This window comes from Xanthomonas sp. SHU 199 (assembly GCF_000364665.1).
Taxonomy (GTDB): domain Bacteria; phylum Pseudomonadota; class Gammaproteobacteria; order Xanthomonadales; family Xanthomonadaceae; genus Xanthomonas_A; species Xanthomonas_A sontii.
The window spans coordinates 1-25410 of sequence record NZ_AQOI01000736.1 but is presented as its reverse complement, the minus strand read 5'-3'; the positions used below and the strand labels follow the sequence as shown (position 1 = coordinate 25410).

Sequence of the window (25410 nt, the reverse complement as noted above, 5' to 3'; positions counted from 1 at the left end):
ACCATGCGACAACTCGCTCCCATTCTTGCCGCGCTCAAGAAACACAAGGCCGGCACCATCCTGATCGCCTTGCAGATCGCACTCACGCTGGCGGTCATCTGCAATGCGCTGTGCATCATCCAGCACCGGATCGAACGTATCTACCGGCCCACCGGCCTGGCGGAACACGAGCTACTCACGATCCAGAGCGACCGGGTGGGCGTTGCCCCCAAGGACATCCCCCCGCTGATCGACGCTGATCTGATGGCCTTGCGCCGACTGCCGGGTGTGGCGGACGCCACGGAGAGCAATTCGTTTCCGCTGGGCGGAGACAGCTGGCCAGAGGGCGTGCGCCTGGATCCGAACGCACGGGAGCGCATGGCCCGCACCGAACTTTACTTCATCGACGACCATGGTCTCTCCACGATGGGCGCCAGGCTGATCGCCGGACGCAACTTCCATCCGAGCGAGATCCAGACCGGGGACGAACACGACTTCGCCTGGCCGGGCCAGGTGATCATTACCAAGGCGCTCGCCGACAAGGTCTTCCCGGACGGCAGTGCGCTGGGCAAAGCGATTTATCTGGGCAACACTGATCCAACGCCGAGCACCGTGATCGGCGTCGTCGATCATCTGCAGGCATCGTGGTCCGGCGCCGACAGCTATGGCTACATGGACAACGCCACCCTGTTGCCGATGCGGCTCACGCGCAGCAACAGCACCTATTTGGTGCGCGCCAAGCCGGGACAGCTGGACCAGGTAATGCGCTCGGCGCCCGCGACCTTGGTCAAGCTCGATCGCATGCGTGTCTTCCCCGCCGAACGAGGCGTTCGCACATTCGCGACGGTGCGCCAGCAGGTCTACAAAAGCGATCGCGGGACCGCCTACCTGATGGGCGCCATCTCTCTGGTGCTGCTGGGCGTCACCGCGGCGGGGATCGTCGGCCTGACCAGCTTCTGGGTCGGCCAGCGACGAAAGCAAATCGGCGTACGCCGCGCCCTGGGCGCAACGCAGCGCGACATCGTCAACTACTTCCTGACCGAAAACCTGCTGATCGGCACGATCGGCGTGGTGCTTGGCAGCATGCTCGCGATCGGACTGAATGTCTGGCTGATGAGTTCATTCGAACTGACCAGACTGTCCCCGCTCTACATTCTCGCGGGCATGGTCGTACTGCTTCTGCTCGGCCAGGGCGCGGTACTCGCGCCGGCATTGCGCGCCTCGCGCGTACCGCCGGCAGAAGCAACCCGCTCGACATGAAAGGCCTGCTTCAGCCATCCGGCGCCGCGTCTCGTATCAACGGCAATGCCCGTCCCCATTGCTGCAACAGCAGGGAGCTTATTACCACCATGAGCAACTCATTCCTCTCAAGCGTCGCCGACTGGCGTCACCGCATCAACGCCGCACGCAATGATCGATGCGATCTCGACATTCTTCTGAAGGATGCATGGCGCCACAAGATCGTGGTCAGGGACGACGGCCGCGACTTCGGGTCGGCGCACAGCGTATCGGCGGTGATAGAGCACGCCGAATATGTCCGCCTGATGGATTTCATCGCCGGGAACCCGGACACCTCGGTCGCGGCGATGGCGCTGGTGAGCCTGCACAGGGTGCTGGAGGCCTATGGAAACGGTACGCAGACGGTAATCGGCTATGTCCGTGGCAGCCTCGAGGCAAGCGGCGAGGCGCCGCTGTGGTTGCAACCGTCCATCGTCGATCATCGGATGCAATCGTCCCTGAGTTGTCTGCAGGCGACCCAGGACATCGATCACGACCTGCGCCAGGACGCTGCGTTCGTCCTTGCCGACGCGCTGCTCGGCCACGGCTGCTTCGACGCCGTCGTGCTCGACGCTGTCGATCGCTTGCCATCATCCGCAGCGACCTTGCCGCTCGCGTTGCTCGTGCACGACGACCGCACCCATCGCCGCCTGCAGTTACGCATGAGCTACGCGCCCGACCTGTTCGAAGACGCGACCATGCGCGGTGTTCTCGACATCGTTGCCGAAGTCTTGCACCAGATCGTGGCACGACCGCACGGCACGATGATCGACCTGGAGTTGATATCCGAAGACCAGAAGCAGCAGCTGAGCCGCTGGAACGCCACCGACGGCGACTTCCCGGAAGCCTCGCGCCTGGATGAGTTGTTCGAACAGGCGGTCGGCGCGTCGCACGAGCGATGCGCAGTGGTCTGCGGCCAGGACCGGCTTTCCTACGGCGAGCTGAACAAGCGATGCAACCGGATGGCGCACTGGCTGCTGCGTGAGGGCGTGAAACCCGGCGAGATCGTCGGGCTGTATCTCGACAAGAGCTACAGGATCGTGGTCGCGACACTTGCGCTGTGGAAGGCGGGCGCGGCCTACACCCCATTCGATCCGAGTTACCCGCCCGAGCGCATCCAGTTCACCATGCAGGACACCGGATCGCGGCGCATCCTGACCCATCGCCACTATTTCGATCGGCTGCAGGAGATGCTGTCCGACGCCGGTCTCGACGTCGAACTCGTCGACATCGAGCAGGCGTTGCAGCACGACAATGTCGCCACGAATCCGAACCTGGGTCTTGGATCCGACCAAGTCGCGTATGTCACCTATACCTCAGGGACCACCGGCATTCCCAAAGGGGTAGCCAAGCTTCATCGCAGCGTCGTCAACAGCATCACCGACCTCTCAGACCGCTACCAGATGCGTCATGCGGGGACCGAACACGTGGCCTTGTTCGCTGCACTGGTGTTCGAGCCATTCATGCGGCAGACCTTGATCGCCCTGATCAACTCGCACACCCTGGTCGTGGTTCCGGATGACGTGAGGCTGGATCCGCTGCGCTTTCCCCGATTCGTCGCCGACAACAAGATCAGCTACCTCAACGGGACGCGTTCCGTACTCCAGCATTTCGACCTCAGCCACTGCGGCTCGTTGAAGCGGCTGCTTCTGGTCGGAGAGGAACTCACACCCTCTGGTCTGCGGACCCTGCGCGAGAAGTTCCAGGGCAGGATCATCAACGAATACGCATTCACCGAAACCGCATTCGTCACCGCCATCAAGGAGTACCCGCCGGGAGACGCCACCCGCACCGACCGCAGCATCGGCCGGCCGCTGCGCAACGTGAAGTGCTACATCCTCAGCCAGAACATGAAGCAGGTGCCGATCGGCGCCATCGGCGAGCTGTACATCGGCGGCGCCGGTGTGGCAAGCGGCTACCTGAATCGCCCGGAGCTGACCGCCGAGCGCTTCCTGGCCAATCCTTTCCAGACCGAGCAGGAGCGAGTTGCTGGCCGCAACGCCAGCATCTACAAGACCGGCGACCTGGCGAAGTTCCTGCCCGATGGCCAGATCGAATTCATGGGGCGCAGCGATTTCCAGCTGAAGCTCAACGGCGTCCGTGTCGAACCCGGCGAAATCGAGGCACGGGCGCTGGAATTTCCAGGCGTTCGTCAATGCGTGGTGGTCGCGCGCGGCGACTCGATCGAGACCGGAAACTGGCGCCTGATCGGCTACTACGTCGCCGACACCGATCAGCCTGTCTCCGAAGCCGACATACTGACCTTCCTCGAATCGCGACTGATCCGCGTCATGGTTCCTGCGCGCATGGTGCGCATGGACGCCCTGCCGGTGAATGTCAACGGCAAGGTTGACCGGCATGCCCTACCTGACGTCGGACTGCATGCCCTGCCCACATCGCTCCTGGACCAGGACAGCGCCGCGTTGGCGGAGGATGGCGTCGTCGGCGTGTTGAAGGCCGAGTGGGGAGAAGTGCTCGGCATCCGCGCCAGCGAGATCGGAGAAGAAGACGATTTCTTCCGCCAGGGCGGCCAGAGCGTCAGCTGCCTGCAACTGATCATGCGGATATGGCAGCGATTCCGCATCGCAATCAGCGTCGAGGACGTATATCGGCTGAAGACGTTCGGCCAGCTGTCCCATCACCTGACCCTCAAAGTCGCGCAGGAGGCCGAAGCGCCGGTCGCCCCACGCAACGACGAAGACGGCGACAACGACAGCGTCTCGATGCTGGCCACCGGACTTCAGCAAGGCATGCTCTACCAATGGATGAAGAGCGCGGCCACCAATGATGCCTACGTCATGCAGTCGCTTCACCACTACCACCGCGCCATCGACGCCGATGCCATGCGTCAGGCATGGCATCTTGCGCAACGCAAGTATCCAAGCTTGTCACTGCGCTTCGAGTGGCGGGAAGAGGCACTGCAGCGGATCGACCGCAACGATGCCGCACTCGCGTGGCGCTACATCGACCTGAGCCAGATGCGCGACCGCGGCGAGCGCGACGCCTACGTGGCGGCCCTGCAGCAACACGACCGGACGGAACCTTACAAGCTCGACCAAGGCCAATTGTTCCGGGTCTATCTGATCAAGCAGGAAGAGCAGTTGTATTCGCTGCTTTTCAGCTGCCACCACATCATCCTGGATGGCTGGAGCCTTCCGCTGCTGCACGACAACGTACACCGGTTCTACATCCATCTGCGGCGCGGCGAGTCGATCGAACTGCGTGAGGACACCGCCTACATCGCCGCGCAGCGCTACCTTGAAGCGCATCGGCACGAGCATCTGCAGTACTGGCAGGAACAGTTCGAACGTCTGGGCGACAGAGGCGATTTCGCCGGCATCGTCAATGCGCAGCACCGCTACAAGGCCGATTTCGGCGAATACGACAGGATCCTCGAGCACCGCACGCGGACGTTGTCCGTAGATGCGCGCTGCGTGGCCGCGATCAAGGGCTGGTGCGCGCAGAACCGGGTGACCATGCATTCCGTTCTGCAGTTCGCCTGGCACAAGGTACTGTTCGCGCTCGGCGGCCATCCGATTACAGCAGTGGGCACCGTCGTCTCCGGTCGCGGCTTGCCGGTTGACGGGATCGAGGACTCGGTCGGCCTCTACATCAACACCCTGCCTGCGATCGTCGATCATGCCGAACAGGCAGGCAAGACGATTGCCGCGGCGCTGATCGACATCCAGGAAGCCATCAACCGGATGAACAGCCGCAGTGCGGTGGAACTGTTCATGGTCCAGACCAAGGGCAGCAAACGGCGCCTGTTCGAGACCCTGCTGGTGCTGGAAAACTATCCGCGGCTGCTCGGCGAGGACGAGGTCGCACTGCACCACGAGTACCTGTGTTTCGAAAAGTCTTACGACGCAGACAAAGTCGATTACCCGATCGCCGTGGTTGCACGGGAACACGGCGATGCGCTCGAAATCGACCTGTGGTATGCCGGCGAATTGTTCGAGGACGACACTATCGACAACTTGCTGGGAACGCTGGACGCTGTGTTCCAGCAGATTCCGCACGACTTCGAACGTCCGGTGCAGGCGCTAGAACTGGTCGGCGACGGCGATCGCCGCCGATTCGAGGCCTGGAACCGGACTTGGACCGATTTTCCCGCCGAGCGCACCTTGCATGCCGCCTTCGAAATCGCGGTGGAGCGCTGGCCGGATGCGACCGCCGTGGTGGCGGGCGAGCAGCAACTGAGCTATCGCGAACTGAACCGACGCGCGAATCAGCTCGCGCGCCTGCTGATCGCACACGTCCCGCTGAAGCCGGACGATCTGATTGGCTTGGTCGTCGACAAGAGCGAGTGGATGATCGCGGCGATTCTCGCGGTGTGGAAGACCGGGGCCGCGTACGTCCCGATCGACCCGTCCTATCCGGACGAGCGGATCCGTTTCGTCCTCGAGGACACCAAGGCGCAACTGGTCCTGGCCGACGTTCACCACGCACCGCGGCTTGGTCAGCTCGTGGACGACCTTCCCTGCCAGGCGCTTGGACTGCAGGACCTGCCTCTGTATCGCCATGCGGCGGACAATCTGGAGATCTCCGTCGCCAGCACCGATCTGGCCTATGCCATCTACACGTCCGGCACGACCGGCCGGCCGAAGGCCGTGCTCATCGAGCACCGGGGCGTGGTGAACCTGCATGCATCGCTCGAGCAGTTGTTCGGCCTGCGCAAGGATCAGGACGACGAAGCCATTCTGTCCTTCTCCAACTATGTCTTCGACCATTTCGTCGAGCAGATGACCGATGCCCTGCTGTCCGGGCAGACCCTGGTGATGCTCGACGACGCGATGCGCAGCGACACGTCCCGGCTATATGCCTACATGAACCTGCACAGGGTCACCTACCTGTCAGGCACCCCATCGGTGCTGTCGCTGTACGAGTACGGCAGCATTCCATCGCTGAAGCGGATCGATGCCATCGGCGAGGACTTCACCACGCCGGTCTTCGACAAGATCCGCTCGACCTTCGACGGCATGATCATCAACGGTTACGGACCGACCGAGATCTCCATCACCAGCCACAAGCGTCTGTATCCCAGACACGACCCGCGCCTGGACAAGAGCATCGGCCATCCGGTCGCCAATACCGCCTGCTACGTCCTGAACCCGAGCATGCAGCGCGTGCCGGTCGGCGGTATCGGCGAACTGTACATCGGCGGCATCGGCGTGGCGCGTGGGTATCTGAATCGCCCCGAGTTGACCGCAGAGCGCTTCGTCTCCAATCCGTTCCAGACGGCTGCAGAAATGGCGCAAGGCGTCAATACACGCCTGTACAAGACCGGCGACCTGGTGCGTTGGCTGCCCAACGGCGAGCTCGAGTACCTCGGCCGCAACGACATGCAGGTGAAGATCCGCGGCCAGCGCGTGGAACTGGGCGAGATCGAGGCGACCCTGTCGTCCTACCCGGGCATCGCACGCGCGATCGTGCTGGCGCGCGAGTATGCGGATTCCTCCGCCGGCGCTTCGCAGAAGTACCTGGTCGCCTTCTACCTCAGCGCCGGCGAGTTGCAGGAAACCGAGCTCCTGCAGTGGATGAGGGCCAGGTTGCCACAGGCCATCGTCCCGGTGCGCATCATCCGGATTCCCGAAATTCCGGTGACCGGCAGCGGCAAGCTGGATGTCAAGCGCCTGCCGCCCACCGAGTTCGCGATTGCCAGCGACACCGACTACGCCCCCCCCGCGAACGAGATGGAGCGGGAACTCTGCCGACTCTGGTCGCATGTCATCGGCCTGGCCCCGGACCGGATCGGCAGCCGCGACGACTTCTTTGGCGTCGGCGGCGACAGCCTCCGCGCCATCAAGCTGGCGCAGGCCATTACCCAGCATTTCGCGCAGAACTTCAATGTCGCTGCGGTGTTCGCGCATCCGAACATCGCTGCGCAGGCCCGCTTCCTCAAAGCCAACGCACATGCCACCGATACCGATCGCGCCTCGCCCGCCGGTCTGGCCGAGGCCTACGGCGCAATGCCGCCGGTCTCTCTGGCGCAGGAACGCCTGCTGTTCATCGACGATCTGGTGGGTGGCACCGCCGCCTACAACATCCCCTTCGCCTTGGCGATCGATCTGGACCGTCCCACCGCGCAGGACGATGTCGCCGCCGCGCTTCGCGCCCTTCTGCAACGCCATGCGGCGCTACGCACCCTCCTGCAAGGCACGGACGAGGGCGGCCGCATCCAGCGCATTCTTCCTGCAGAGGAAGCCTTACTGCGATTCGAACTGCGACGTTCCGATGTCTCCGACCGCTATGGGCTCGATGCGCTGCTCGTGGCCGAAGCCGGCCATGTGTTCAGGCTGGACGAGGAACTCCCGATTCACGCCCACCTTCTCACCGTCGGCGGCATGCCCCATCGGATCGTGGCCAGCCTCGTTTTCCACCACAGCTGCTTCGACGGCTGGTCGTGGCGAATCTTCCGCGAGGAACTGCAGGCGCTCCTGCAAGGGACAGCATACGACGCACTACCACCACTCCAGGCCACCTACGCGGATTTTTCTCTCTGGCAGCACGAGCAGCTCACCGAGCAGCGCATGGAGGCGCTGTTCCACTATTGGGAACGTTCGCTCGCCGGCTGGCAACCGCTCAACCTGCCGCTCGATCATCCGCGCCCAGCGCAATTCGACTATCTCGGCCGAGAAGTCGTCTTCGACATCGACATCGGCACCTCCGACCAACTGAAGGTCCTCGCGCAGACCACGCGTACCAGTTTCTTCAGCGTACTGCTTGCCGCCTACTACCTCACGCTCAAGGTCTACAGCGGGCAGCACGATCTGATCGTCGGCACGCCTTCGGCCAACCGTAGGCACGCCGATTTCGACGGCGTCGTGGGCTTCTTCGTCAACCTGCTGGTGCTGAGGACCAGCATCGACGGCAGTGCCCGACTGCTGGACTACCTGCGGGACGTCGGCGGCGTCGTGCTACAGGCGCAACTGCACGAGGACCTGCCGTTCGAACAACTTGTCAAGCGCCTGGAAGTCGCAAAGGACACGAGCCGCCACCCGGTCGTCCAGGCGGTATTCAGCCTACTGAACAGGGAGTCGGTAGAGAATGGCTGGTCGGCGATGCACGTGCACTTACCAGAGGACGAAGGCAGAACCACGGCCAAGTTCGACCTATCGGTGACCGTGTCCGAAAAGGCCGACGGACTCGCGGTCAACTTCACCTATGCCGCGTCGCTGTTCGATGCCGCGAGCATCGACGGCATCATCGCTACCTATCGGCACATCCTTCAGGAGTTCTGCCGACTCGCACCGCTGGCCCAGTCCGCTGCGTTGTCCGACATCCGCCATGTCGGCACGGACCACGCTGCACCACCGGCGACGCCCCTAGCCCCACTGCGCGCCACCGAGACCTTGCACGCCGCGTTCGAGCGGATCGCCGCGGACATGCAGCACGATGTCGCCCTGGTGCATGGCGACACGCGCCTGACGTATGCCGACCTCAACGCACGCGCAAACCAGCTGGCGCACGCCCTGTTGAACCGCATGTCGCTGACGCCCGACGATTTCGTCGCGTTGGTACTGGACAAGACGGAGTGGTCCGTGATCGCCATTCTGGCTGCCTGGAAGGCCGGCGCTGCCTATGTGCCCATCGACCCCGGTTATCCCGACGAACGCGTCGCGTTCATGCTGGAAGACACGCGCGCACGGATCGTGGTGACGGAAGCCGCCCACGAACAGCGCGTTCAGCAGCTGGCGCGCCATCACGGCATGCCTGTCGTAAGCGTGCAGACGCTGCGACCAGACGACGCCACGTTGCCGAATCCGGAGACGGCTGCGGACGGCGATCACCGCGCCTACGCGATCTACACGTCGGGCACCACCGGCAGGCCCAAGGCGGTACTGGTGAGCCACCGCAACGTACTGAGCTTTCGCGATGGCCTGGCGCGTCGCTACTTCGGCGATGCCCAGATCGGATCGACGCGGCATGGTGTCCTCTTCCTCGCCAACTATGTATTCGACTTCTCAGTTGAACAGTTGGTGTTGTCGATCTTGAGCGGCAATACCTTGATCATTCCAGAGTCCACCCTGGTCTTCGACGATGCGTTTTATCGACGCATGAACCAGGAACATTTGAGCTACATCAGTGGCACCCCTACCCACCTGCAGATGTTCGACCTGTCGCGGTTCGATCACCTACGCGCAGTGCTTGTCGCGGGCGAAACATTTCGGCGCCATCACTTCGAGAAGATCCGCCAGGAGTACCGGGGGCCCCTGTACAACGCCTACGGAACCACGGAAACCAGCATCTACAACACCATCCGGTACTTCGCTCCCGACGCGCCGTACCGCAACGATATTGGTCAAACCATCCCGAACAGCACGTTGCTCATCCTTGACGACACACTGCGCGAACTGCCGGCGGGCGGCCTTGGCGAGATCTACCTGGGAGGCGATTGCGTCAGCGCAGGTTATCTCCACCGCGACGAGCTGACGCGCGAACGCTTCATCGCCAATCCCCTCCAGAGCGCGGAGGATCGACAGCAAGGGCGCAACGGCATCCTGTACAGGACCGGCGACCTCGCCCGGCGCCGCCACAGCGGCGAACTGGAGTTCCTCGGCCGCAACGACATGCAGGTGAAGATCAACGGCATTCGCATCGAAACCGGCGAGATCGAGGAGGTGGCCGCGTCCTTCCCGGGCATGACGCAATGCGCCGTGATCGTCCACCGCGACGACGAGGACAGCGGCGACCGGCTGATCTGCTACTACGTCGCCGAAGCAGCCCTGGACGAAAATGCCCTGTCCTGCCATCTGCGTTCGACGCTGCCAACGGCGATGATGCCGTCGAGCATGATCAGGGTGGAGCATGCTCTGCCGCTGACCGCGAACGGCAAGCTCGATACCAGCGCGTTGGCGCGCCTGCACCCAGCGGAATCCGGTGTGGGCTATGCGGCGCCCACGCAACGGACCGAATCTCGCCTTTGCCGTATATGGAGCGAGGTTCTGCACGGCCGAGCGGTCGGGATACACGACGACTTCTTCCAGATCGGCGGCGACAGCATCGCCGCCCTGCACCTGACCAGTCAGATCCGCAGAAAATTCGGCCACAAGGTCAGCGTGAAGCATATCTTCGACTTTCCCACCGTTTCCGCGTTCGCTGAGCATGTCCTGAAGGATCCCGCAGACAGATTGCCTGCGCAGGCCCATACGGCACCTGTCGGCGAATGTCCGCTGCTGCCCATCCAGGCATGGTTCTTCGCCAAGGATCTGCACGACCCTGGGCATTGGAACCAATACCTGACCATCCGTACCCCTGCGCTGGACACCAACCGGCTGTGCATCGCGCTCGGCAGGCTGGCACGACACCACGATGCATTCCGTCTCAGGTATAGGACAGCCACGACCGCCCACGGCGACATCGCCCAGTTTTACGCTCAGCACAGCGACATTCCACTCCATGTCATCGATCTGCGCATCTCGGGCGAAGACACGCTGGCGTGGCAACTGGCTGCACTGCAAGTCGGCTTCGACCTGGAACATGGGCCACTGTGCAGGGCTGCCGTAGTCCATGGATTCGCCGACGGTTCGTCACGGATCTGGCTGTCCCTGCACCATCTGATCGTGGATTCGGTCAGCTGGGAAATCCTGTGCCGCGATCTGGAAGCCCTTTACCATGGCGCCGAACTGGATCCGCCGGCGGGCGATATCCGACGCTGGGCTCAGGCATTGCAAGCCTATGTCCCGGCAGACGGAGAAGCGGGGCATTGGCAACAGATCGCGCACCAGGTCATGGCAGAACGATCAGCACTACGCCCGGCCCCTTCAACCGTCGCCGGACATCGCACGCGCTTTTCGCTCAGCGACGAACATACGGCGGTGTTGATCGGCCGCGGGCGCAGAGCCTGCCAGGCGCATACCCTCGACCTGATGTTGGCCGCACTGGCTCGGGCGCTGCGCGACGTTACTGGCCGGTCTCGCCATTTCGTCACTATGGAAAGCCACGGTCGGGAGATCCTGCACGATGCTCCGGACGTACAGGACGTCGTAGGGTGGTTCACCGCCATGTATCCGCTCGCCGTCGTCAGCGAGGACGACATGGGAAAAAGCCTGGCGGCGATACGCGCCAACCGCGATTGCGTTCCCTCCAATGGCATCGGCTACGGGGCGCTTCGCGGCACATACGGCAGCAGCTACGCCCCACTTCCCGAGGTCAGCTTCAACTACCTGGGCTGCTTCGCCGATCCGGGCACCGCCGACGCAGGCGATGCGCACGATGGCACCGCGCGCTGGACACTGGATCCAGCAATGTGCGGCATCAGCACGTCCAGCAGCGACCAACACGCGAGCGACTGCGTGATAGATATCACCGCACGCTGCATCGGAACGCGGATGATAGTGGATGTCGACAGCCGCCTGGTTGCCGAACAGACCGAGCAATTCGCCAAGGCGCTGGAAGCGGGGCTGCAGGCGTTCTGCGCGTACGTCGGCAAGCACGCAGCGCTACCCGCAAAGCTCGCGCGGCCCTCCGCCCCTGCGCTCCCACAGACCGCCGATTTCGAACCCTACTTCGTCATCAACGAAACCGCTGCCGGTCCCACCCTGTTCGTCCTTCCGCCCGGCGAAGGCGGCGCGGAAAGCTATCTCAACAACCTGGCAAAGCAACTCCCGACCCTGCGCCTGGTGCTGTTCAACAACGTACACCTGCATAGCCCAATGCAGTCCTTCGAGGAAATCGCCAAGTACTACATGCACCACGTACGCCAGTTGCAGCCGAGCGGCGCCTACAACTTCTTCGGATGGAGCTTCGGAGGCGTGGTCTCCCTGGAGATGTCGCTGCAGTTGCTGCGCGAGGGTGAAGCGATTTCAAACCTGCTCATGGTCGATTCGTTCTTCAACGTGGAGAAGGCCGTGGACGACTTGCGCCTGCCCAAGCATGGAAACTCGCTCGACCCGATCAATCACCGCTACAGACCAAACCAGAAGGCGCTGGCAACGTTGGCCGAAACCGCCGACAACATCGTCCTCTTCAAGGCCGTAGAGCCCATTGCCGACCATCGCAGCGACGAGCAGCGCAAGGTCTTCGAGTACTACGCGAGTTCGCCCTTCAACAATCTCGATACGTTGCTGCCGCCTTCGTCCTTCACCCTGCAGACGCTGGGAGACAACAGCCACTTTTCCTGGATCCACGAGAAAACGACCGTGGGCAAGGTGTGTTCGACGACGGCCTCGCTCATCCAGGAAAGAGCGACCGTTTAGACCCGGGCGCAGCACGACATCCGCCTGACGCATCGACAACTTCCCTCAGCGACAGAGATGACCATGAACAGCCATGCCGACGTACCGGTGATCGACATTTCCAGGCTCGCGGGCAGCGACCCGGCCGCCAAGCGCAATGCCGCCGCCGAAATAGATCGCGCCTGCCGCGATTCCGGATTCTTCTATGCCGCCAATCACGGCGTCGATCTGGCAGCGCTGCAGAAGGTAACCACGGACTGGCATATGTCCATGTCCGAGGAAGAAAAATGGGAGTTGGCAATCAATGCCTACAATCCGGCCAATCCGAGGAACCGAAACGGCTATTACATGGCGGTGAAGGGCAGGAAGGCCAACGAGTCGTTTTGCTATCTGAACCCATCATTCAATGCGGAGCACGCGCTGATCAGACAGGGGTTGCCCTCCCACGAAGTCAATATCTGGCCAAACGAGGAAAAGTATCCCGGCTTTCGCCCATTCTACGAACGCTACTACACGAACGTGTTCGAAGTCGCATCCTTGATCTTGCGCGGCTTCGCCATCGCCCTGGGAAAGGATGAAACGTTCTTCGAGTCCCATTTTACCGCGCAGGACACCTTGTCGGCCGTATCGCTGATCCGCTATCCGTATCTCGAAGACTACCCGCCAGTCAAGATCGCGACCGACGGAACAAAACTCAGTTTCGAACATCACCAGGACGTCTCACTGATCACCGTTCTCTATCAGACAGCCATCCCCAACCTGCAGGTCGAAACCGCAGAAGGCTATATGGACATACCGGCTTCCGAAGAACATTTCCTGGTCAACTGCGGGACTTACATGGCGCACATCACGCATGACTATTACCCAGCGCCGAGGCACCGGGTCAAATTCATCAATGCCGAGCGCCTTTCCATTCCCTTCTTTGCCAATCTTTCGTACCGAAGCACCATCGCGCCTTTTTCCCCTGCGCAACACCTCCCCGCCCACACCAACAGGGCGCTCTCCTATGGCGACTATCTGCAGCACGGACTTCTCGACCTGATCAAGGCCAATGGCCAGACCTGATCCACTTGACCTGAACTGCACACGACATTCGCATCCCACCCTTCCAGCGCCGAGGCGACACAAATGACCGACACGGGGATCCATGTCTTTGAACTGGATGAGCTCAAGCAGCGCATTCGCAACGACTCTTTACGCAAGTCGCTTTTCGAGACCGGCGTTTTCTACATCAGGGAAGACGACGACCTGAAAAGGCAGCATCGAAACGCGATGGAAGCCGTCATGAACCTCTTCGAGAACAGCACAGCGGAGCAAAAAGACGCGCTGCGCAACCTCACGCCCAACATCCGACGAGGACTTTCCGACCTCGAGGCGGAAAGTACAGCAAAAATCACCAAGGGTGGCCAATATACGGACTACTCGATGGTCTACTCCATAGGCCTTTCACAGAACCTGTTCCCATCCAAACCCTTCGAGGATATCTGGACCGCCTACTTCGATCGTTTCTACGGCGTCACCCGGGACATCGCGCGTTGCGTACTGCAAGCCGCCGACGTGAATCTCGACGAGGGACTGGATGCGTTCCTGGAATGCGATCCATTGCTGCGTTTCCGCTACTTCCCCGAAGTGCCGGAAGACCGATGCGCGGAACAGGAGCCGCGCCGCATGGCGCCGCACTACGATCTCTCCATCATTACCGCCATCCAGCAGACGCCATGTGCCAATGGCTTCGTCAGTCTGCAGTGCGCCGTGAACGATCGCTATGTCGATGTTCCACCACTGCCCGGTTGCATGGTGGTGTTCTGCGGCGCAGTCGCCCCGCTCGTATCGAATGGAAGGATCAAGGCGCCACGGCATCAGGTCGCTTCGCCATCGATCAGCCAGCGCAGCGGCAGTGCGCGCACTTCCAGCGTGTTTTTCCTGCGTCCGAAACCAGATTTTCGATTCTCGGTCGCGCTTGCCAGGGCCGCCGGCCTGGATGTCGATTTCACAGCCGACACTGCCACGTTCGGTGAATGGATCGGCGGCAACTACGTCAATCTCCGCTCCGCTGCCGCCGATCCGCGTGCCGCGGCGCTGGCCTGACCTCTGAAGCGACCCACCACAGAAGGAGTGCAAGCGCATGAACGAACGGACCGTTCCGACTTTCGCGCTGGAAAACATCATGCGGGGCGAGCAGATGAAAGAACTGCGCCACTGCGTGAGCGAACAAGGCGTCTTCTATCTTGAGGTGAACGGCCCTCTGAACGACGCGCACGCCCAGGCGGGAAACGCCGCGATGACGTTCTTCGCCAATGCCGACGACGCCGCAAAGCAGGCTGTCACAAACAGTAGAACGAACATGCGCCGCGGATTTTCTCCGCTAGGCTCCGAAAGCACCGCGCGCTGCACCAATACAGGCGAATACTCCGATTACGCGATGGTCTACTCGATGGGGATCTCCGGCAACCTGTTCCCCACGCAGGACTTCGAACGGCTGTGGAGCAATTACTTCGACATCTACTATGCAATTTCGCAACAGACGGCGAAAGCCGTGCTTACGAGCATGGATGTCCATCTCAATACGGACATCGACACCTTGCTCGATTGCGACCCGGTGCTGCGGTTTCGCTACTTTCCTGATGTCCCCGAAGATCGTTGCGCCGAACAGCAGCCCAACCGCATGGCGCCTCACTACGATTTGTCAATCGTATCCCTGATCTTGCAGACCCCATGCCCAAACGGATTCGTCAGTCTGCAGGTGGAGATCGATGGACGCTTCGTCGAATTGGCGCCGCGTCCTGGATGCGTAGTGGTTTTCTGTGGGTCCATCGCACCACTGGTATCAGATGGAAAGATCAAAGCACCGCAGCATCGGGTAGTTTCGCCAAGCATGACGCAACGAATCGGCAGCAATCGCACATCAAGCGTGCTCTTCCTGCGGCCCCGTTCTGAATTCACTTTTTCCGTACCTCTGGCCAAGGCGCTCGGCATGGGCGACGACCTGAACGGCGAGCACGCCACCTTCGGCGAGTGGTGCGGCGCCAATTACATGGAGATGCACGTCATGACGCAGCAACCACAGAGTGCAAAGCGCGTGCCACGCTGACAGCGCACGGCGCCGCGCCCATCTTCCCCGCGGAAAAATCTGTTCATGATTTCACCTATCGACGCGAAGGGCATGCGTGAGCGCATGCTGTTGCCATCCCACGTCGTCTATCTGAATGCGGGCTCATTCGGCCCGCTTCCGCGCGCCGTGTTCGAGGTGACCGCGGCGCTCCGGCACCGACTTGCAGAAGAACCAACGGATTTTCTGTTGCGCCAGGCGCCCGATCTACTCTGGCGCGCACGCGAGGAGCTCGCCGAATTCCTGGATTGCGCCCCCAACCGCCTTGTTTTCACCGCGAGCGTCAGCGCCGCGGCAAGCCTCGTGGCGTCCTCGCTGGCGCTAGCCGCTCCCGGCGAAATCCTGCTCAGCGACCAGGAATATCTGACCATGCGATGGTGTTGGGAACGCATTGCGGACCGGCACGGTCTGGCGCTTCGAACCTTCCAGGCTCCGCCCATGCCGTCCGACCCAGAGGAAATCGTGCAAACGGCCGTTCACGCCATGGGGCCGCAGACTCGCCTGATCTTCTTCAGTCACATCACCTCGGCAACCGGGCTGGTGCTGCCCGCCGGGCGGATCTGCGAAGAAGCACGGCGGCGCGGCATCATCAGCGTGGTCGACGGCGCGCATGCGGTGGCGGCCAGCGCACTGCGCCTGCAACAGATTCCCTGCGATTTCTACCTCGGTAGTTGTCACAAGTGGCTGCTTGCGCCGAGCGGTGCGAGCTTCCTCTATCTCGGACACGAGCGGGAAGAGCGACTGCAGCCATTGACGATCAGTTGGGGACACCACAGCGCGCAGGCGGCCTCGGCGCCGGACGAACGCGATCGATTCGGAAGCACCCCTCGGCTGCGGCGACTCGAATGCGAGGGAACTCGCGACATCTGCCCATGGCTCGCCCTGCCGGAGGCCATCGCCTTCCACCGCTCCTTCGAGCCGGACCAGGCCCACGCCCATATGCGCATGCTGGCCGACTATGCGCGCGTACGTCTCACAGCCCTGGGGCTGATCGCCGCGACGCCCTCCGACCCTTCGTTGAGCGGGCCCATGATCGCGTTCCAGCTGCCCTCTGCAGCACTGCCGGCACAGCTGCAAGGCTTGCTTTGGGAGCAGTTCCATCTGGAGGTCTCCGTCGTCGAGCGCCAGGACCTGGCGCTGCTTCGGGTGTCGCCTCACGTCTACAACAGGTGTTCGGACATCGACTACCTGGTCGAATGCCTTGCTGCGCTCATGAGCAGATCATCGTCAAGCCCCCGACCGGCTGCCGTTTAGCCTGCAATGGCCAACTCCCGCGACTGAGCCGCTTCCTTCGCGTCGCCTTTTTGTCCATCCTGTCGCACGCGGAAGCGGCAAGATTCGCGGGCGCACGCGATCGCCACAATCCTCGGCACCTAATAAGAAGGAAGGGTAAAGACGATGAAGAGGCTCCTCGGCTTCTGTTTGCTGTTCGTTGCCGCCATCAGCAGCGCAAAGGACGCGCCCACTTCGCGGGCAGACGCGGAGAAACAGCTACAGCACACCGTGCAGGCGTTCATGACGCAGTACGACGTACCCGGAGTGGCCATCGCCATGACGGTCGATGGAACCGACTACTACGCCACCTACGGCGTGTCCTCGCGAACGACGCAGGCAAAGATCGGCAAAGATACCTTGTTCGAGATCGGCTCGATCAGCAAGACTTTCACCGCCACCTTGGCCGCCTATGCGCAGGTCAACCACAAGCTGTCCCTGATGGATCATCCCAGCAAGTATCTGCCGGAGATGAAGGGTCACGACTTCGACAAGGTCACGCTGCTCAACCTCGGGACGCATACGGCAGGCGGCTTCCCGATGCAGATGCCGGAGGATGTCAAAAGCGACGCCCAGGTCACTGCCTATTTTCAGACATGGAAACCCCAGTACCCGGCCGGCACGAAACGCACTTACGCAAACCCGAGCATCGGCATGCTGGGGCTGATCACGGCAAAAAGCATGCATGTCCCGTTTCGCAAGGCGATGGAGGACATCCTGCTTCCCAGGCTTGCACTGCCCAACACCTACCTCTACGTTCCGCCCGGAAAACAGGCGCTGTACGCGCAGGGCTACGATGAGAACAATGTTCCCGTGCGCATGAAACCCGGCGCCCTTTGGGAACCGACCTACGGCATAAAGACCACCGCCAAGGATCTGCTGCGGTTTGTCGAAATCAATCTCGGCCTGATCGAAGTGCAACCTGCGCTGAGGCGAGCCATCGAAGACACTCACACCGGTTACTTCAAGCTCGGCGACATGACCCAGGATCTGGTCTGGGAGCAGATTCCTTATCCAACCACCCAGAACGCGCTGTTGACCAACAGCTCCCAGAAGGTCATCTACGAGAGCAATGCCGTGGAGGTGCTGAAGCCACCATTGCAACCACAGCAAAATGTTCTGATCAACAAGACCGGATCGACCCGTGGCTTTGGCGCATACGTCGCATTCAATCCGTCGAACAGGATCGGCATCGTCCTGTTGATCAACCGGAACATTTCCATGGAAGCGCGATTGAGCCTGGCCAGTGCCGTGCTGGATGTCGCACACGGACTGCAAAGGGCGCCATCACGCTGAAGCGCCCTTTTCCGTTCTGCCGAGTGCATGCACACATGACGATGTCGTCGACACTCGGCGCGCCGTGCTGATCCAACTATCGGTCAGCGTCACCGAGCCGACGAGCCATCGCCTCCCAGATCGCAGGTTGAGCGATCCGGTTCTCCCCGGGTTCGGGCGAACATTATCCTCTTCAACACTCGACGCCCTACGTCGGCCTCGATCAGCGATCGGCTCCGAAACCGGCAGCCTGATGCACAGCAGGGCTCAGCTTGCCGCGTCCAGAATCGCGAACCGCACCAGCCGGCCTGTCGAGCGTAATCAATACGAAGGAAACTGCGGCGATAGGCGGGATGAAGAAGCACTGCGACGACGGACAACTACGCAAGAGTGGTTCTAGCCAAGGCAGCAACAAGTGAAGCCCGCTCAGGTCGCTCATCAGCCAGCAAGTACGATGGTGGCGCCGCCACGGTATACCCCTGCGGCCGCTGGTCGCTAAGCCGGCTCGCCACGAGGGCCGGACCCGTCACGTGCATCGGCGAAGCCACGCCAATGGGCGAGCTTCGCTGATCGACTCGATGGTCCTCAGCGACCAGGGCATGGACGACGGCACAAAGTGCTGCACAGCCGCTTGCTGAAGGAGCGGTGGGCGCTTGGCGCGACTTGCCCCCCAACGAATTCTTGAAGTGACGACCTGCTCACCAAGCACTCCTCAAGCGCTCCAGCCCTCCCTGACCACACGGATGGCCCAAGGAGTGAGCGAAGCACTGTCGCAGCAGGAAGCAGCCGCGCATCGCTAGGCGCGGCGCGATCGCGCGTTTGGGCCGCTGACGCGTCGCGTGACGACCATGCGCAAAAGAGGCTGTGCAGATCCGCAGGAACGCGCAAACGAACGTATCTCGCCGCGCGTAAGGGAGTGCGCGACTCGCATGGCAGTGTCCAAGCGAGTGTCCAAGGTCGGAAAAAAGAAAGACGCCCGCAAACCATTGATTTGCGGGCGTTTCCTTGACACTGGCGGAGTGAGAGGGATTCGAACCCTCGATAGAGCTTTTGACCCTATACTCCCTTAGCAGGGGAGCCCCTTCAGCCACTCGGGCATCACTCCGGATTTCTGCGCTGCGGATATTCCGCGACCGGGCGCGAAGAATACCGGGTTGTGGGGTCTCAGGTAAACCCTTTCGACGCATCAATCGGCAGATTGGTCGCCGTGACCGCCGCCGTGGGAGTTCGGCTCGTCGCCGCGCTGGATGCGCTGGTAGATCTCTTCGCGATGCACCGCCACATCCTTCGGCGCGGTGATGCCGATACGCACTTGATTGCCCTTGACCCCAAGCACCGTCACGGTGACCGAATCGCCGATCATCAAGGTTTCGCCTACCCGGCGAGTCAGGATCAACATTTTTAGAATTCTCCAGGGAACCGGTGGGTCTCACCGGCACGGCGCCCGCGCTGCGGCACGCCCCATAATGAAAGTGAAAAGAGGAGTGATGTTACGGGAAGCCGCGCCCTGCCAGCAAGGCGCGGCGTTCGGATGTTCAGGGGAGATGTTGCTTGACCCAGGCGGGGACGCCGGCGAGTGCAGGGGCAAGGGCGGGCCCGTCCTCGCCACCACCCTGGGCGAGGTCCGGGCGGCCGCCGCCCTTGCCCGAGATCTGACCGGCGATATGGCTCAACAGTTCCCCGGCCTTGACCCGTCCCATTGGGCTGCCGTTCACGCCGGCGACCAGGGCGACCTTGCCCTCGCTGGCGCCGGCCAGGACGATCACGCTATCGCCCAGCTGCTGCTTCAGACGGTCCATCGCCTCGCGCAGGGCCTTGGCGTCGAAGCCTTCCAATCGCACGGCGAGGACCTTCACACCGGCCACGTCGATCGCCGAACCGGCCAGGTCGGCGGTGGCGCCGGACGCCAGCTTGGCCTTCAGCGCCTCCAGCTCCCGCTCCAGGCGCTTGTAGCGGTCGCCGAGCTGACGGATCTTGTCGACCACGTCATGGCTGTTGCCGCCGACCAGGTCGGCCGCCTCGCGCAGCCGGGCCTCCTCGGCCGCCACGTAGTCCAGCGCGCCCTGCCCGGTCACCGCCTCGATGCGGCGGACGCCGGCAGAGACGCCGCCTTCGCTGGTGATCTTGAACAGGCCGATGTCCCCGGTCCGGCCGACGTGCGTGCCACCGCACAGTTCGGTGGAGTAGTCGCCCATCTTCAGCACGCGCACGCGCTCGCCATACTTTTCGCCGAACAGCGCCATCGCGCCGAAGTCCAGCGCTTCCTGCATGCCCATCTGGTGCACTTCGGCGGCGTTGTTGGCGCGGACCTGCTGGTTGACCTTGCGCTCGATCAGCGCCAGTTCCTCGGCCCCGATCGGCTGGAAGTGCGAGAAGTCGAAGCGCAGCCGATCCGGCGCCACCAGCGAGCCCTTCTGCTGGACGTGGGTGCCTAGTACCTCGCGCAGGGCCGCATGCAGCAGATGCGTCGCCGAGTGATTGAGGATGGTGGCGCCGCGGCGCTCGGCATCGACCTCACCGGCGAGCACGTCGCCGAGCTTCAGGCTGCCTTCTTCCAGGGTGCCGACGTGGCCATGGAACTGGCCGGCGAACTTCTGCGTGTCGGTGACCGTCACCTGGGTGCCGGCGGCAGTCAGTGTGCCGAGATCGCCGACCTGGCCGCCGGATTCGGCATAGAACGGCGTCTTGTCGGTCAGCACGATCACCGCATCGCCGGCCTGGACCGACTGGACCGGACGACCATCCTTGAGCAGGGCGACCACGCGCAGGCCTTCGGCCTGCAGGCTGTCGTACCCCAGGAACACGGTCGGGGCCAGCGTCGCCACCAGGTCCGCCGGCAGTTGCACGCCGCCGCCGAACTTGCCGGCTTCGCGCGCGCGCCGGCGCTGCTCGTCCATCGCCGTCTCGAAGCCCTGCTCGTCCACGCGCAGATCGCGCTCGCGGGCGATGTCCTGGGTCAGGTCCAGCGGGAAGCCGTAGGTGTCGTACAGGCGGAAGGCGTCCTCGCCGGCGATCATCCCGCCCTGCGCCTTGGCGGCGACGTCCTCGAAGATCTTCATGCCGGCATCGAGGGTTTCGGCGAAGCGCTCCTCCTCGGCCTGCAGGGCGCGCAGTACGGTGTCCTGGGCGGCGGTCAGTTCCGGATAGGCCTCGCCCATCAGTTCCACCAGGGTCGGCACCAGCTTGCTGAAGAACGGCTGGCGCACGCCGAGCATCCAGCCATGGCGCAGGGCGCGGCGGATGATCCGGCGCAGCACGTAGCCGCGGCCTTCGTTGGACGGCAGCACGCCGTCGACGATCAGGAACGCGCAGGCGCGGATGTGGTCGGCGATCACGCGCAGCGACTTGTTCTCCAGGTCGGCGGTGCCGGTCAGTTCGGAGGCCTTGCGGATCAGCGTCTGGAACAGGTCGATCTCGTAGTTGGTGTGCACGTGCTGCAGGATCGCGGCCAGGCGCTCCAGGCCCATGCCGGTGTCCACGCAGGGGGCCGGCAGCGGCACCAGGGTGCCGTCGGGCTGACGATCGAACTGCATGAACACCAGGTTCCAGATCTCGATGAAGCGGTCGCCATCCTCGTCGGGCGACCCCGGCGGACCACCGGCGATGTGCGCGCCGTGGTCGTAGAAGATCTCGGTGCATGGGCCGCAGGGACCGGTGTCGGCCATCTGCCAGAAGTTGTCCGAGGCGTAGGGCGCGCCCTTGTTGTCGCCGATGCGCACGATGCGCTCGGCGGGCACTCCGATCATGTCGCGCCACAAGGCGTAGGCCTCGTCGTCGGTGTGGTAGACGGTGACCAGCAGGCGCTCGGCCGGCAGCTTCCAGACCTGGGTCAGCAGCTCCCAGGCCCAGGCGATGGCGTCCTTCTTGAAGTAGTCGCCGAACGACCAGTTGCCGAGCATCTCGAAGAAGGTGTGATGGCGGGCGGTGTAGCCGACCGAATCCAGGTCGTTGTGCTTGCCGCCGGCGCGCAGGCAGCGCTGCACGTCCGCCGCGCGCACGTAGCTGCGCTTCTCGGCGCCCAGGAACACGTCCTTGAACTGCACCATGCCGGAATTGGTGAACAGCAGCGTCGGATCGTTGCCGGGCACCAGCGGTGCGGACGGCACGATGGTATGGCCCTTGCCCTTGAAGAAGTCGAGGAAGTCGCTGCGGATCTGGGAGGTGGAGAATTTGGCGGGTGCGTTCATGGGCTGGCTATAGACGAGCGGACGGGCGTCCTGGCGCTCCCTCGTAGATGAGGGCGCCACGGAAACCGGACAAGACAACTCGCCAAGGGTAGCAGGCCCGGCCCGCTCAGTCCTCCGCAGCGTCGCGCACCGCGGCGCGGATGCTGTCCCCATCGAAACCGCGCCGCGCCAGCAGATCGGCGGCCTTGCGCTGCTGCGGCAGGTCCATCGCCCCGGCAGCACCGAAGCGGCGCCGGACCAGATCGCGCGCGTTTTCGGTCCAGTCGCCCTCGAAGGCCCCCATCGCGGTGGCGATGGCCTCACTGTCCAGGCCGTGGGTCCCAAGCTCGGCACGGATATGCAGCGGGCCATACCCTGCCCCGGCGCGGCTGCGCACCAGCAGTTCGGCAAAGCGCCCGTCGTCCTGCCAGCCCTCGCCGCTCAGGCGTTCCACTGCCTCCGCGGCGGCGTCGGCTTCCACGCCACGCGCACGCAGCTTGCGGGTCAGCTCTTTGCGCGAATGCTCGCGCCGCACCAGCAGACCCAGCGCCTTCTGCAGCGGCGTCTGTTCCGGTTGCCGGCGACGCCGACGTGGTGCTTCTTGTGCCTGTTCGTCGCTCATGGGCGATGCCACCCCATTCAAAATGCGCCGTCCCTGGCGCGCGCCCTCCTGGCTTGCTCAAGACTGCCGAGGGAGACGAGCGGCACTGACTCCACCGCTCCCCCGGCAGAAAACCATTACGCGTCGTCGTCTTCCGCCTCGGCCTCGCTCGGGGCGATTTCCGTGGGCTGGAACTTCTCGCGCAGCTCGCTTTCCAGCTTGGCCGCGACCTGCGGGTTGTCGCGCAGGTAACCGCGGGCGTTGTCCTTGCCCTGGCCGATGCGCTCGCTGCCGTAGCTGTACCAGGCGCCGGCCTTCTCGACCAGCTTGGCTTCCACGCCCATGTCGATCAGTTCGCCCTCGCGGCTGATGCCCTCGCCGTAGAGGATCTCGGTGACGACCTGCTTGAACGGCGGCGCCAACTTGTTCTTGACGACCTTGATCTTGGTCTGGTTGCCGATGATCTCGTCGCCCTTCTTGATCGCGCCGATGCGGCGGATGTCCAGGCGCACCGAGGCATAGAACTTCAGCGCGTTGCCGCCGGTGGTGGTTTCCGGGCTCTGGCCCGGCATCATCACGCCGATCTTCATGCGCAACTGGTTGATGAACACCACCAGGGTGTTGGAGCGCTTGATGTTGCCGGTGAGCTTGCGCAGCGCCTGGCTCATCAGGCGCGCCTGCAGGCCCGGCAACTGATCGCCCATCTCGCCTTCGATTTCGGCCTTGGGGGTCAGCGCGGCAACCGAGTCGACCACCACGATGTCCACCGAGCCCGAGCGCACCAGCATGTCGGCGATTTCCAGCGCCTGCTCGCCGGTGTCCGGCTGCGACAGCAGCAGCTCGTCGACGTTGACGCCCAGCTTGGCCGCGTAGATCGGGTCCAGCGCGTGCTCGGCGTCGATGAACGCGGCGGTGCCGCCGTTCTTCTGGCACTGCGCGATCGCCTGCAGGGTCAGGGTGGTCTTGCCCGAGGATTCCGGACCGTAGATCTCGACCACGCGGCCCTTCGGCAGGCCGCCGATGCCCAGCGCGATGTCCAGCATCAGCGAGCCGGTCGGGATCACTTCCACCGCTTCGATGACGCGATCGCCCATCCGCATCACCGAGCCCTTGCCGAACTGCTTCTCGATCTGGCTCAGGGCGGCGGCGAGCGCGCGCTTCTTGTTCTCGTCCATTGTGGTGTCCTTGGAAGGTGAGGAGGATTTGCGGAGTGAGGTCAATGTAAGGGCCTGGTATCGCACGGACTGAGACAGTGCGTGGCGAGATGAAAATAATTCGTCCGAACCGGGCGACGGCAGCGGCGAATGGCGATATCCGGGGTCGGAAAAGTCCGGCCGGCGCTGTAGTGCATGCCCTGCTCCACGCGCGGCATCAGCGGTTGGGGCGCAGCAGGCCGCAGTACAGGCCTTCGATGGCGAACTCCTGGTCCGGCAGCACCTCGATCGGTGCGTAGTCCGGGTTGCGCGGGAGCAGGCGGATGCGGTCCTTGCCGATCTTGAGCAGCTTGACCGTGATCTCCTCGTCGATGCGCGCCACCACGATCTGCCCGGAGCGGGCATCGCGGGTGCGGTGCACGCCGATCAGGTCGCCGTCGAAGATGCCCTCGTCGCGCATGGAGTCGCCCTGCACCTTCAGCAGGTAATCGGGTGCCGGCGAAAAGAACACCCGATCCAGCACCACGAAGTCGTCGGAGCCGATGTCCGCGCCGATCGGCAGGCCGGCGGCGACACGTCCGAGTACTGGCAGGCGCAGCACGTCGGCGCTGTCCACCTGCGGCGCGGGGGCCGGAGCGGCCGCCCCACCCAGCAGGCGGATGCCGCGCGCCTGCCCGGGCACCCGGCGGATCGCGCCGGCCTGTTCGAGCGCTTCCAGGTGGTACTGGGCCGCGCGCACGCCTTTGAAGCCGAAGGCACGGGCAATCTCGGTCTGCGACGGCGGTACGCCGTCGTGTTCGATGCGCTCGGCGATCAGGTCGAGGATCGCCTGCTGGGTTTCGGTCAGGTCCATGGTTAGTAGTAATACTACTAAATTAGCTGACGAGCAACTGGCGCGTGGGTCTGGAGTGCCGGCGCGCTTCGCTGCCGCCAGTGATGGATGCTCCGCGCGACCGCCCGCAATGCCGTCGTCGGCAGGCGCGAGGCTTCTGAGCCTGGCGGCCTTTTTGGACCCCGCACAGCGTCAGTGCGATGTGTACCGGGGGATTCGAGTGCATCGCGTCGGGGCTGAAGCCCCTCCCACAAGGGATCGCGTGCGCGCCGACACGCCTGTGAAGCGGGGCGCTGCCTGCGGACCAGCCGCCTCAGCTTCCGGCGAACCGTGCTCGAGAGCATGCGCCGCGCTCAGCGCCCGCTGCGCCAGATCGAGAACAGGATCCACACCCCCGACAGCGCCGCGCCGACGAAGCCGCAGACGCCGATCGCCAGCAGCCAGCGGCTGGAAATGCCGCCGACGCTGTTCATCACGATCGACGAGCCGATGATCAGCGCGGCGGTGACGATGCCCATGGTCAGGCGGTTGGCGGCGCGGTTGACCTGGTCGCCGAAGCCCTTCAGC

General features: G+C 63.3%; 12 protein-coding genes, 1 tRNA gene and 1 pseudogene. 7 read left to right on the top strand and 7 right to left on the bottom strand.

Annotation, left to right across the window (positions count from 1 at the left end):
- The first annotated feature begins 3 nt into the window (after positions 1–3).
- The 7 genes from D183_RS0120455 to ampC all read left to right on the top strand — a co-directional run bounded on the left by D183_RS0120455 (position 4) and on the right by ampC (position 18111).
- Positions 4–1239: an ABC transporter permease gene (locus D183_RS0120455; protein WP_017910637.1), complete on the top strand. Its 1236-nt coding sequence runs from the start codon at positions 4–6 to the stop codon at positions 1237–1239.
- On the top strand, positions 1236–12455 hold the full coding sequence (locus D183_RS0120450; protein ID WP_106405196.1) for a non-ribosomal peptide synthetase: 11220 nt from the start codon (positions 1236–1238) through the stop codon (positions 12453–12455). The genes D183_RS0120455 and D183_RS0120450 overlap by 4 nt, the downstream gene beginning before the upstream one ends.
- Before the next feature lie 63 nt (positions 12456–12518).
- Positions 12519–13499 (top strand): isopenicillin N synthase family oxygenase, encoded by a 981-nt coding sequence (locus D183_RS0120445; RefSeq protein WP_198527683.1) that lies wholly within the window; start codon positions 12519–12521, stop codon positions 13497–13499.
- Positions 13500–13562: 63 nt separating this feature from the next.
- Complete coding sequence (locus D183_RS0120440; protein ID WP_017910634.1) at positions 13563–14522, top strand: 2OG-Fe(II) oxygenase family protein; 960 nt, start codon at positions 13563–13565, stop codon at positions 14520–14522.
- 37 nt (positions 14523–14559) lie between these two features.
- The gene (locus D183_RS0120435) at positions 14560–15525 is read left to right on the top strand and encodes a 2OG-Fe(II) oxygenase family protein (RefSeq protein ID WP_026144706.1); all 966 of its coding nucleotides are present in this window, start codon (positions 14560–14562) and stop codon (positions 15523–15525) included.
- A 45-nt stretch (positions 15526–15570) separates the two neighbouring features.
- On the top strand, positions 15571–16797 hold the full coding sequence (locus D183_RS0120430) for an aminotransferase class V-fold PLP-dependent enzyme (protein WP_017910632.1): 1227 nt from the start codon (positions 15571–15573) through the stop codon (positions 16795–16797).
- A 144-nt stretch (positions 16798–16941) separates the two neighbouring features.
- Complete coding sequence (gene ampC / locus D183_RS0120425) at positions 16942–18111, top strand: class C beta-lactamase (RefSeq protein WP_017910631.1); 1170 nt, start codon at positions 16942–16944, stop codon at positions 18109–18111.
- Positions 18112–19102: 991 nt separating this feature from the next.
- On the opposite strand, the gene D183_RS0120420 is transcribed toward ampC, so the two are convergent.
- The 7 genes and pseudogenes from D183_RS0120420 to D183_RS25470 form a co-directional block, all read right to left on the bottom strand.
- Positions 19103–19195: transfer RNA gene (locus D183_RS0120420), tRNA-Ser, on the bottom strand.
- Positions 19196–19276: 81 nt separating this feature from the next.
- A complete protein-coding gene (csrA, locus tag D183_RS0120415) occupies positions 19277–19489 on the bottom strand; it encodes a carbon storage regulator CsrA (protein WP_010341308.1) in 213 nt (70 codons plus the stop codon).
- 136 nt (positions 19490–19625) lie between these two features.
- The gene (gene alaS / locus D183_RS0120410) at positions 19626–22277 is read right to left on the bottom strand and encodes an alanine--tRNA ligase (protein WP_017910629.1); all 2652 of its coding nucleotides are present in this window, start codon (positions 22275–22277) and stop codon (positions 19626–19628) included.
- A gap of 106 nt (positions 22278–22383) precedes the next feature.
- The gene (gene recX / locus D183_RS0120405; RefSeq protein ID WP_017910628.1) at positions 22384–22878 is read right to left on the bottom strand and encodes a recombination regulator RecX; all 495 of its coding nucleotides are present in this window, start codon (positions 22876–22878) and stop codon (positions 22384–22386) included.
- 116 nt (positions 22879–22994) lie between these two features.
- Positions 22995–24032 (bottom strand): recombinase RecA, encoded by a 1038-nt coding sequence (gene recA / locus D183_RS0120400; protein ID WP_017910627.1) that lies wholly within the window; start codon positions 24030–24032, stop codon positions 22995–22997.
- A 196-nt stretch (positions 24033–24228) separates the two neighbouring features.
- Positions 24229–24864 carry a transcriptional repressor LexA gene (gene lexA / locus D183_RS0120395; RefSeq protein ID WP_017910626.1) on the bottom strand — a complete coding sequence of 212 codons (636 nt, stop codon included), beginning with the start codon at positions 24862–24864 and terminating at the stop codon, positions 24229–24231.
- Between the two features lie 332 nt (positions 24865–25196).
- A pseudogene (locus D183_RS25470) lies at positions 25197–25410 on the bottom strand (ubiquinone biosynthesis protein UbiB); the annotation flags it as partial.